Genomic DNA, 12,158 nt, shown 5'->3' on the forward strand with positions numbered 1-12,158 from the left:
GCGACCAACCCACGAAAAGACATGGAATAGATGTTATCTTTAAATCTAGATTATTAAACACCCGTTTAAGATTATCCATATGGCAACTATTTATTGCTCATCGGCTGTGTCAGCCTAACCGACCTGGTTTTCCGTATCACTCCTCTACTCTACTAAACGGGGATCCGCAACAACATTCCAGTACGCACAACTGAAACACCGCCATGATGAGCTAGATAAAATATCAAGTGTGCTCATCAAGTCTTTTATGTGTAACTTTTGTATATCGGTAAATGCTGGATCGTTTAACGTCAGCAGCACACCAATCATGGGTTGTTCAGTCTGAGCATTGAAGCTTGATTCTTTATACACCAGATTTGACTATAGCTCATTCCCCAGTAGTTTGGTGGCTAAACGAATTTTAGTTATAGAAGTAGGTAGAAATATACTCAAGCATGCCATTCAAATTTGCCAGGCGCGCTTAACAAACTCCTGTAATAATTAATAAAAAACTCATACTTTATACATTCTAATGCTCATGCGATGTCTCGCCTTTCTTTATTTCTGAGATCAGGTAATAAGCATTGTTCAATGCTACTTTAGTATTTTCAGTTAGTGGTTCAAGGAGCTTAACTTCCACCCAACCTTGATTAGAAATGCCTGTCCTGATTTCAATAGGATTAAATACCCATTCCATTTCATCACTTCTCTCGTTTTCTTCTACAAGAAAAATGTAAGGCTTACCATTCTCTACAACGATAGCTTCTTCTGGTAGCACGGTAACCGATGAATTATCTGTATAGATTTCTCCATGGATATACATACCTGGAATAAGGTAATATTCTTTTTGATCAATCTCGGCATGCACACGAACTACTCTCGGGTCTCTCTCGAAATTCTTTTCAACAGAAAAAATTGTGGCTGATAAGTTTTTATCCGGAACTGACTCTACCGTGAATGATACTTTTTGACCTTTTTTTACTTTGTGCACATCTTTTTCAAATACCATTAGATCGGCATGTATAAAATCATTATTTATAACCCTAAGTATTTGGGTTTGAGGATCCACAAATTGTCCTGTTTGTACCAATATTTTTTCAATATAGCCATCTATCGGACTTACTACTGGAACGTATTGAGAAATATTACCGTTTTTCAGTTTTTTTACATCAAGCCTTAATTGCTTTAATTGCGCTTCATAACCTTCTACTTCACTTTTTATAGTTTGGTAATTTGCTTTTGTTTGCTGATAAGTCTTACCTGAGCCAATTTTTTCATCATAAAGCCTTTGTTGGCGATGGTATTCTTTCTCTAGAAATTGCTTCTGATTATAAGTACTTATATATGCAGTCTGTAAGTTAACTAGATTGGGATGTGAAAGATAGGCTAGTATCTGATCTTTTTTTACCTTTTCTCCTTCAATTACTTTTATTTCAGTAATATTAGCTCCCAAAATACTTGTAATTACGGCTTTATGTTGAGGAAACAATTCCAACCAACCATTAGCGTTCACCACTCCAGAAAGAGCACGAGTAGGTATATTGCCGACCTTTATTCCGAGACTATTAAATTTTAGTGCAGAAAGATGGACCTCTCCTATGCCTTTTTCACTATCAGAATGGTTAATGTTACTATGAGTATCTTTAAGAGAAGCTTGATTTCTATTTTCTTCAACATTCTTGTTGTTAGCCGATTTGTTCATACAGCTGGCAAAAGAAAATATTGCTAATATCAAAACAGATATAAACTGGATGTGCATTTTCATATTTATTTTCTTTCTATTTATCATTTTAATTTGATGTTTTGAGAAAATATTCCATCTGGTAGCGGCTATCTAAATAACTGCCAAAAGCATTCCACGAATCAATCTCTATGCGTATAGAATCTCTCATATTTTGCAAGAATGTTACATAATCAATATCACCTTCTCGGTAGGCGGTAAGTGCACCCGTTTGTTGCTCCTTAGCCATAGGAAGGGCCACATCCCGATAGTATTGCCATGAATTTAACCATTTGAGGTACTGCTCGCGTATATTTTGATAAGCCGCAGCTAGCTCTAATTGAGATTGCTGAAGATTGTGGTTGGCAATTGTGTGCTCTATTTTAGCAGCCTGTGATCTTCCTAATTCTGGTGCAAAAAATAAGGGTACCTCAATACCAACCTGAAATTGATGAAGCCCAGGCAGACCAGAAATTTCTTGCTTGCCATACTGCACGCTTAATTTGGGTAAAAATTGTGAACGTCTTTCTTTGACAGTAGCTTCTGCAACATTAACTCTTTGCTTAGAAACATTCAGTACAGGGTGAGTGTCTATAGATTCTGGTATTAAGTTTAATGGACTTTCCAATTGCTTGGCAGGAATATCTGGGACAGTAAATAAAGTATCGATGGCAAACCATAGGTTCAGTCGCTGTAACGCACTTAAATAGTCTCTATATGCTTGTTCTTTTTGTATCAATACTTGATTTCCCTGATTCGACGTTGCTAAGTATTCAAGTTTCGATGTAGCTTCAACTTCAAATTTTATTTTAGCCGCCCGCTCAATATCCATGAAGATTGAGTTCATTTGCTTGTAAACCTGATAATTATTTTTTGCCGTATAGACCATAACCCAAGCTCGACTTACTTCCATTTCAACTTCTATCACAGACAGGTTAAGTACTTTCTCAGCTAATGCTACCCGCTCTTTTTGTAGCTCTAATTTAGGAAAAATACCAAAGATATTTATTTGGCTCTGTTTGATACCAACATGCATATAAGTAGTTTCTGGGGTGTACCCTAGCTTTTCTGCACCAGTGAAGATTGAGGTGCTACCCAGGTCCCAAGCAGTTTTCTTCTGGACTTCTTGATTTTCTATTTCAAGCCTTGCTGCCTGTATTCTAGGAAAATTTCTTATAGCTAGCTCCTTAGCCTGTTCTAGAGTAACGGTTGGTAGATTTTCTAGCGTTGATGACTGTGCTTCTGCCGTAGAGGCTGCACCTACAAGGATACTTAGAAGCCCGCTACACACAAAAATTATCAGCAGCTTATTTGCGGGAAGTTGGAGGCTTTTTTTATTAATTTTTTTATTATTACGATTCTCGACAAATGCATAAATCACGGGAAGCACAATAAGGGTAAGGAGCGTGCCCGATATCAAGCCACCAATTACTACGGTTGATAGCGGATGTTGCACTTCAGAACCTGCTGATACGGATAATGCCATTGGTAAAAATCCGAGAATATCGGTAGCATCTGTAAGTAAAATAGGTCTGATTCTTTCTTTGGTTGCTTTAACTATACGTTCTTCAATATCGGTTATCCCTTCTTCTTTCAAGGAATTGAATCTACTAATTAATATTAAGTCATCAAGTACCGCTATGCCAAATAACACAACAAAACCTACCCCTGCTGAAACACTGAAAGGTATATCTCTTAACCACAGAGCAAGTACTCCGCCTATGGCAGCTAAAGGAATAGCGGTAAAAAGGATGACTGCCTGGGAAAATGACTTTAGAGCAAAATACAGCAAGACGAAGATCAAAAATATGGTAATTGGTACCACAATGGCTAATCGCTTTTTGGCTTTTTGCAGGTTTTCAAACTCTCCACCATATGTAACGTAATAGCCGGGCGGTAAATCTAACTCGGCATCTAACCTTTGTTGGATGTCTTTTACTACGGACTCCATGTCACGTCCTCTGGTGTTCACTCCTACATAAGTTCTACGGAAAGTATTGTCTCTTGATATTTGCATAGGACCTAGTACATAGTTGATATCGGCTAGTTCCTTAATAGGAATTTGATTACCGTTAGGTAAGTCAATATAAAGGTTGCGCAAATCGGCAATGTTTTTTTGGTAGGCTTCATCAAAACGTATGACCATATCAAAGCGCTTCTCACCTTCTAGAATTACTCCCGCCACACTTCCGGCAAATGCTGAGCTGATGTAGTCATTCAATTTATCAATATTTAATCCATATTGAGCTATTTTTTCTCGACTATAACGCACAGTCATTTGAGGCATTCCAGAGGTTCTCTCGGTATTTACATCACCCACACCAGGAACGGTTTGAATGATTTTGGCTATGTCATTTGCTTTTCGCGCCAACACATCAAGATCATCGCCGTACAACTTCACAGCCACATCTTCTCGGACACCCGTTAATAATTCATTAAAGCGTAGTTCAATCGGCTGACTGAAAACTAGGTTGACTCCTATTAATTCGCTATCAAGCTTTTCTTTGATTTTTTCAATAAGCTCATCTTTTGACTTGGCAGAAGTCCATTTATCTACATCCTTTTCTAGGATAATGAACATATCGGCTATATCCATTGGCATAGGATCCGTGGGAATTTCTGCTACACCAATTCTAGCTAAAGCAATTTTTATTTCCGGAAAATTTTCCAGTAATATGTTTTCTATTTTAATAGAAACTTCAACAGTTTCACTGAGGCCACTACCGGGTCTAATAAGTGCCTGCATTGCAATATCGCCCTCATCCAACTGCGGCAAAAACTCCCCACCTATTCTGAGAAACATAAAAACCGCACCAACAAACAATACAAAAGCCACAACCATAACAATTACTTGATGTCGAAGTGCCATTATTAATAATGGTAAATAAATATGCTGAAAACCGTTTACAATTTTATTGCCGAGGTTCTCAAGCGATTTTTCTAACTTTCCAGACCAATTTTTTTGGTTTTTTCCAGGCCTTAAAAGTAAGGCTGACATCATAGGAACATATGTCAGGCAAAGTATAATGGCTCCCAACATGGTAAAACCAAAGGTATAGGCCATCGGATGAAACATTTTTCCTTCTATACCAGTAAGGAATAAAATTGGAATAAATACGATTAGTATGATTATCTGACCGAAAAATGCGGTATTCATCATAGAGCTTCCAGCTTGAAAAGCTAGCTCATCTATTTCCTTTTGGTCAAAATTGAATTTGCCTGCCTTATATTGTTTTTGAATTTCGTATATGGTGCGTTCTACTATGATTACCGCGCCATCAACAATAATCCCGAAATCAATAGCCCCTAAACTTATCAAATTGGCTGATACACCAAATTGATTCATCAAGATGGAAGCAAATAGGAAGGATAAGAGAATAGTACTAGCAGCAATAAAACCGCCCCTGATACTACCTAGAATTATGACTAATGCAAAAATTACAACTAGCGCACCCTCTGTAAGGTTCTCAGTTACTGTACTGGTAGTTCTTTCTATAAGCGTGCTTCTGTCAAGAAAAGGTTTTATCTCCAAACCTTCGGGTAATGATTTCTGAATATCAACTATGCGCTTTTGTACATTTTGAATTACAGCATTTGAATTAGATCCTCTTAACATTAAAATCATACCGCCTACTGCTTCCCGACCATCCTGTGTAAAAGCACCATAGCGTATCTGATGACCAAAATGTACTTTCTCTGCTACATCCTTGATTAAAATAGGGAGGCCATTCACATTTTTAATGAAAATATTTCGAATATCGTCGAGTGAGCGGACCAAGCCTTCCCCCCGGATAAAATTGGCCATGTTATTTTTTTCAATGTAGGCGCCGCCTGTATTGCTATTATTACGCCGTAATGCTTCAAATACTTCTGATATGGAAACATTGTTGGCATTGAGCTTTTCAGGATTGATAGCGATTTCATATTGCTTTATTTTTCCACCAAAGGCATTTACTGCCACAACACCTTCTACTAAAGCTAACTGTCGCCTGATGATCCAGTCTTGGAAAGTACGCAATTCAGTTGGAGAATATCGGTTTTCAAAGCCAGGCTTGGGTTGAAGGGTATATTGATAGATTTCTCCAAGCCCCGTTGTAATTGGTCCCAGAGATGGGCTTCCAAAAGTCTCGGGTATTTGTTGCTGTACAATATTAAGCTTTTCTTGTACCAATTGCCGTGGTAGATACGTGCCCATAGAGTCTTCGAAGACAATAGTTACTACTGAAAGACCAAAGCGGGAAATAGAACGTATCTCTGTAACACCTGGTAAGTTAGCCATAGCTAGTTCCACAGGAAAAGTTACAAATCTTTCAATGTCTTCGGTAGCTAAAGTTTGAGAGACGGTAATTACCTGAACCTGATTATTAGTGATATCTGGTACCGTACCAAGATCCACCGTGAACAAGGAATATACTCCACCACCTATTAGGACTAGGGTAAGTAAACCTACCATAAGCTTATGGTTTATAGAATAATTTATTATTCTGTTAATCATATACTTGTATTTTTAGAAGGATTAGCTTATTTTTATAAGCTAAATAAGCCATTATCTCGATTTTAAGATCCTAAGCGGACGTCACAAATAGATACAGTTAGAGTGTCTTGCTTGAACTATTCAGAGTTGAATCAAAAATACCAAAAAATTTGGTATTAATGGTTTGAACAGTTTTAACTTAAACTCTAGTGGTAATTAATACTCGGGGAGGGCGAAGCGGAGAATCTAAGAAAGATTCCGGAATAGACAAAGGATTAAAATTAGCTAGGGTCTCTTTACCAATTATAAAATCAAGTACTGGTAACTCTGTAAAGAAGAAGGGTTGATACACTGCACTAAGGCATATGTGGTTTGGAAGATCTAAGTCTTTATCATCAGAAAAATCAATATGCTGTTGACTATCTCCCATTGTTTGCATAGGAATATACATGGCTTGATGATCAAGTTCATGCATAAATATTTCACCATGGAAAGCCCACGACAGCGCATTTGTCAGCAAGCTGGTCGATAGTACTAACACGATAAGGTTAGATAACTTATACATTTTAATAGCATAACATATCCAAAAATAAATGTTATTATTTTTGGCCTTAAGAAGTTAAATTAGGCTCTGTAGCAATTAATTGTTGAATTGCTAGTCCGATATGCATCGGAATGTAAGAAAGAGGTATGCATCATGAAAGCAGCTGAATTCAAAGATTGGATAAAATCGATTGAACGGATGAGCCGCGGTCAGCGAGACAAGCTTCGAGAAAGATTAGAAAGAAAAGCCGGTGCTGATACGATCATAGAATTGATTGAGCAAAGGCAAAATGATGAGCGAATTTGTCCCTATTGTCAGAGAACAGAGCTGTATCGGTGGGGCAAAGCCAGTGAGTTACAGCGCTATCGATGCCGCCACTGCAATCGCACGTTTAATGCCCTGACAGGCACGGCATTGGCCCGATTACGCCACAAAGACAAATGGTTTGATTATGAACAAGCGATGGTTCGAGGGTTAAGTGTACGTAAAGCAGCGATCAGCTGCGGGGATAACCAGGAACACAAGCTTTAAATGGCGCCACCGTTTTCTGCGAGTGCCTGCAATCCATCAATCTAATAAAATGAATGGTATTGTTGAAACTGACGAAATGTATTTTCTGGAATCTTTTAAGGGACAACATCATTTACCGAGAGCCGCACGCAAACGAGGCGGCAAAGCTGCCAAGCGTGGCACATCAAAAGAACAGATACCCGTGTTAGTAATACGTGATCGTCATGGTGAAACTGATGATTGTATACTGCGCGACACAAGCGCAGAACAAATCGGAACAGTACTTATCCCTTTGTTAAGCAAAGATGTCATTCTCTGCACAGATGGGATGCCCGCTTACAGACAGGTCACCAGGAATGCAAAAATTGTTCATCGTCCAATCAACATTGCTGCAAGCCAACGAGTTATCAACGATGTTTACCACATTCAGAATGTTAATGCTTATGGCAGTCGGCTCAGACAATGGATGGCGAAGTTCCATGGGGTAGCAACACGCTATCTTGCGAGTTATCTGGGGTGGCATTGAGTGATTGACCGTCTCGGTCAGAACGTTACACCAACCCTTTGTTTCCAAATGTCACTTGGAAAAATAAGACAATTTCAACAGTTAATTACTACATAGCCTTAAATTACCTCCGGCAAAGCCGGAGACTAGTGTCATAAAAATCTTATCCGCTACAATTTTCTACATTAACAAAAATTTTTAACAAAGCTCTAGAATAAAAGTAAATGCAAATTGGACCAATAATAATATTACTTTGAAAGTGGCCAGGAAAAAACACAAGGCCATAGATAATGCAAAATGGAGTCTTTATGAACCAAATAAATTCTAAGATTCTCGCTATAACATTGCTTGGATTCCTTTTCAAGGGCTCAGTCTCGGCAGATGTTGGACATGGTGGCCATTATGGAGGGCACTTCGGTGGTCATTATGGGGGTCACTTTGGCGACCATCATGGATTAGACAGTCATCTTGGCTACGGATTAGGCTTAGGTTATGGTCTAGGTTACTATGGTTTTGGAATGCCTCCCTATTACCCCTATCCACCGGTAGTTACAGTACCTGCGTCTCCACAAACCTACATACAGCACGATATATCGCCTGCTCCTCAGCCACAGACTAGTAGTTATTGGTACTATTGTAGACACTCAGAAGGTTACTATCCATATGTCCGGGTGTGCCCTAGTGGCTGGGAAAAAATATCCCCACAACCTCCTGCACAATAATGAACGGCAGAGCAGGACAGCCAGCTTGAGAATTATTATTGATAACGTGATCCAGTCCTGAATTTCACGTAAGTCGGTTATGCCATAGGGCGTACCATCCGGTTTTCGCGCATCTTCTTTGGCATCGACGGTCCACATGAAGATTTCGCCCAGACCGGTAGAGATCGGCCCCATGGTGGGGCACGATACCAACAGGCAGTTTGCCTTTTGCCTCTTGAATCCGCTGGTTTACCAATTGACGAGCGAAGTAGATGTCCGTGCCGTCGCGTTTCTTCCAAATCGCGCAGATGTTGAATACTCATCTGGGCTCCTTCACGGGCCAATTGAGTCAGGCGACCTTAATGTACCATTTTATCCAGGCCGGCCGGCAAGTTAACTGAAGTGGTCTCCTGTAACAGTACAACCTAAGAGTAGAATTAAGCTCTGCTATTGTTAGTTAATCAAGCTCAGGCAGCCTGATGAATTGCTTGAAATTGATAATAAACTTCATTGGGAGTTTGGTTATTGAGACCTTGATGAAAACGTTCCTGATTGTACCAGCCAAACCACTGAGTCAGACTCTGCTTTACCTCTCTAAAGTCAGTGAATGCTTTGGTGTATAAGAGTTCATACTTTACCGTACGCCATAGCCGTTCAACAAAAATATTATCCCGATAACAACCTTTTCCGTCCATACTGACCTGGACATCGTGATTCTTCAAAACAGTTATCCATGCTTCGACTTATGAACTGAGCACCCTGATCGGTATTGAATATCTGCGGATAGCCGTAGTCTTGAATGGCGGCCTCCAATGCCTGAACGCAGAAATCGGCATCCATCGTGTTGGATAAGCGCCAACTCAGCACTTTACGGGAATGCCAATCCATGATGGCAACCAAATAGCCAAAGCCTTTCTCCATCGGCACATAGGTAATATCAGCAGCCCAAACTTGATTGGGCTGGTTTATTACCTTACCTTTGAGCAGGTGAGGATATGTTTTGTGTTGTTTGGCTGGAATACTGGTACCCGGTTTGGGCGCGGTGCTGATAATACCCAGAATCTTCATCATAGATGCCGCTTTCTTGCGACCAATCAGTATTCCCTAACGCACAAACCACGTGGCGTAGCTGCGTGTACCCTATTGTGGTGTTTTCAGGTATTGCTCGTCCATCTTTCGTAGCAAAGTCAGTTCCGCACCACTAGCTGGTTGCGGCTGATAGTAATAGGTCGAACGTGCCAAACTCAGCAATTGACATTGGCGAGCTTGGCTAAGTTTCTCGTTAAGCTCAATCATCATCTTGCGTTCCGCCGCGCTTAATGATCGAGCTTTCTGGCTAAAAAATCGCGTTCTACCGTCAGTTGCCCTATGACTCGATGTAAATCGTCTGTGGCTTGTCCATTCTCTTTACTAGTACCAGTACTTCTGGAAAACAACTCAGCCGCTTGTTCAATGAGTTGCCGTTTCCAGCTATTGATCTGTGTGGGATGTATCCCATAACGTGCTGCCAGTTGCGGAATAGTCTCATCTCCCCGTATTCGCCGCCAGTGCTACTTTCGCCTTGAATTCACTGGAATATTGTGTGCGTTTCTTGCTCATGATTATGATCCTCTATAGTGTCAAAAACAGAGCTTAACAACCTGTCCAGTTTTGCGGTACCACTTCACTTTTTGAGGAGGGCAAACTTAGCAGCTTTTGAAGATAAAGAGATTTTTACAATTAATGCTAAATCTGCCCTAAACTTTTAATGATTAATTTTTATATCGTGGCAAAATCAATAATAATTATTGCGGCCAAACTTGTGATCCCTTATAAAAAATTGGCATATCGCGATTAATTTGGGATGCAGAAGGTTTCAATTCAACCTTTACACCATTAGTACCACAAGATGCTGGTAAAGGATTGACTGTAAGGTCTCGTGTTATCGTCCAAGGGGCTGGCCCATCATCAGTTGTACCTACTCGATCGTAGGGAGTTCCGAGATTATTATGTGTCCAAAGATCAACTATACCCTCTCCGAATTGACTCGTTCCAGTAATTTGACAAACGTTCGCAATAGAAATATAAACTACTGCACTAGTAGCGCAAGACGATGGTTCAAACATCGGAGCAGTCAATCTGAATGGAGTTGCAACATTTAATGTATGGTCCACTCCAGGACCGCCCCCTGCCCAGAATCCAACTACATTACTTGTTGAATCAGTTTTCTCTCCCATTAAATCAAAGGCACCGCGATTAAATATAAGCTGTGCATTGTTCCCGTAATTAGTGAGAAAGTCCGTCAATGCGCCAGTGTGTGGTTGACCATCAACTAAAATAGTAGAATCAGCGCCATCTGGAAAAACAATTGAAGTTCCGATCAAATTATTTTCACCACAAGCATGAGCAACGAGGTTGTTAATAATTCGAGTACCTTCAACCATAGTTGGCACATCTAATCTTGTGTGTGCGAAGGCACTAGTGCTGCCTATAATTAAACCCGCAAAAACTGATAGCGCAGTTGCCTTAAAATTGTATGACTTATTCATATATAACCCATAAAGTTAATAATACAAGGCTTAAGCCTATTTTAGATTCCTTGATATTATTTAATAATTAATTAAAGAATCCATTTTTTATTATCTTCTTAGGTTCACATAATTGCAATGCGACATATTGTCGCACCTTAAATCACGCAAGTTAGGCAAGAAAATCTAACAAATTATAATTAATAATCAATTTAACAGAAAGTTATGTTATATTTTTTTCTCAGATTGATTAAGAGTATTTATGGTGAGGTCTTGAGGTTGCAACATACATTTATGATTGGTGTTTCCTAATTCGATCTGCAACGTACTATGCTGGATCTTGAACCGCTCATTCAGGGTTTGCATAATGCTATCCATGAAACTATCCCCTGGATAACCTTCGGGCATTACTAGATGAACAGTCAAGGCATTCTCAGTAGTGCTCATGCCCCAGATATGAAGATCATGTATGTCTGTTACGCCACAACAGCTACGCAAGTAAGCATCTACTGCTGAAACATCGATTCCTGCTGGTACAGCATTTAGTGCCAGTTGTGCTGATTCCCGCAATAAATCCCAAGTACTTATCACGATAATAACTACTATAATTTGACTGACAATTGGATCAATCCAATACCAGCCTGTAATCATCATTCCAATGCCTGCTATCATTACACTCAAAGAAATACCCGCATCAGCAGCCATATGTAAATAAGCACCGCGAATATTTATGTCTTCTTTACTACCTTTAATAAATAATAACGCCGAAAATCCATTTACTAAAATACCTACTGCGGAGACAACTATTACAGTCATTTCTGCAATAACAGGTGGTTGCGATAATCGTTGAAATGCTTCCCATGCTATCCCACCGCATACAACTAAAAGAAACATGGCATTGAGTAGCGCTGCCAAAATAGAAGAGCTGCGTAGTCCATATGTAAAACGTTCGCTAGGTGCTTTACGTGCAAGGATCGATGCTATCCATGCAAGTATTAATGCCAATACATCTGAAAGATTGTGCCCTGCATCCGCAATCAAGGCTGCTGAGTTAGCGATGAAACCATAAGTAAATTCAACTATTATATAAACAGCATTGAGAATTATGGTGATGATAAATGTTTGACCATGACTACTTACTTGTTTATGTTCATGGTGATTATTAGAAGAGTGTTTTTTTTCGGAGTGATCAAACATTCTATCTCTTCAATAAAAATA

General features: G+C 39.6%; 6 protein-coding genes and 3 pseudogenes. 2 read left to right on the forward strand and 7 right to left on the reverse strand.

Annotated elements, in window-relative coordinates; genetic code table 11:
* Positions 1–508: 508 nt before the first annotated feature.
* The 3 genes from W03_RS13030 to W03_RS13040 form a co-directional block, all read right to left on the reverse strand.
* On the reverse strand, positions 509–1,768 hold the full coding sequence (locus W03_RS13030) for an efflux RND transporter periplasmic adaptor subunit (RefSeq protein ID WP_244073818.1): 1,260 nt from the start codon (positions 1,766–1,768) through the stop codon (positions 509–511).
* A gap of 1 nt (position 1,769) precedes the next feature.
* On the reverse strand, positions 1,770–6,194 hold the full coding sequence (locus W03_RS13035; protein WP_279600104.1) for a CusA/CzcA family heavy metal efflux RND transporter: 4,425 nt from the start codon (positions 6,192–6,194) through the stop codon (positions 1,770–1,772).
* Positions 6,195–6,372: 178 nt separating this feature from the next.
* The gene (locus W03_RS13040) at positions 6,373–6,648 is read right to left on the reverse strand and encodes a hypothetical protein (RefSeq protein ID WP_244073820.1); all 276 of its coding nucleotides are present in this window, start codon (positions 6,646–6,648) and stop codon (positions 6,373–6,375) included.
* Between the two features lie 222 nt (positions 6,649–6,870).
* On the opposite strand from W03_RS13040, the pseudogene W03_RS13045 reads away from it, so the two are divergent.
* Both W03_RS13045 and W03_RS13050 read left to right on the forward strand, forming a co-directional pair.
* Positions 6,871–7,849: pseudogene (locus W03_RS13045) on the forward strand (IS1595 family transposase).
* 191 nt (positions 7,850–8,040) lie between these two features.
* A complete protein-coding gene (locus tag W03_RS13050; protein WP_244073821.1) occupies positions 8,041–8,454 on the forward strand; it encodes a hypothetical protein in 414 nt (137 codons plus the stop codon).
* Between the two features lie 48 nt (positions 8,455–8,502).
* Here the strand turns inward: W03_RS13050 and W03_RS13055 are convergent.
* The 4 genes and pseudogenes from W03_RS13055 to W03_RS13070 form a co-directional block, all read right to left on the reverse strand.
* Positions 8,503–8,722: pseudogene (locus tag W03_RS13055) on the reverse strand (efflux RND transporter permease subunit); the annotation flags it as partial.
* A 178-nt stretch (positions 8,723–8,900) separates the two neighbouring features.
* Positions 8,901–10,032, reverse strand: a pseudogene (locus tag W03_RS13060) (IS3 family transposase).
* Between the two features lie 185 nt (positions 10,033–10,217).
* The gene (locus W03_RS13065) at positions 10,218–10,961 is read right to left on the reverse strand and encodes a hypothetical protein (protein WP_244073822.1); all 744 of its coding nucleotides are present in this window, start codon (positions 10,959–10,961) and stop codon (positions 10,218–10,220) included.
* A 207-nt stretch (positions 10,962–11,168) separates the two neighbouring features.
* Complete coding sequence (locus W03_RS13070) at positions 11,169–12,137, reverse strand: cation diffusion facilitator family transporter (protein ID WP_244073823.1); 969 nt, start codon at positions 12,135–12,137, stop codon at positions 11,169–11,171.
* Positions 12,138–12,158: the final 21 nt, after the last annotated feature.

The sequence above is a fragment of the Nitrosomonas sp. PY1 genome (genome assembly GCF_022836435.1).
Classification (GTDB): domain Bacteria; phylum Pseudomonadota; class Gammaproteobacteria; order Burkholderiales; family Nitrosomonadaceae; genus Nitrosomonas.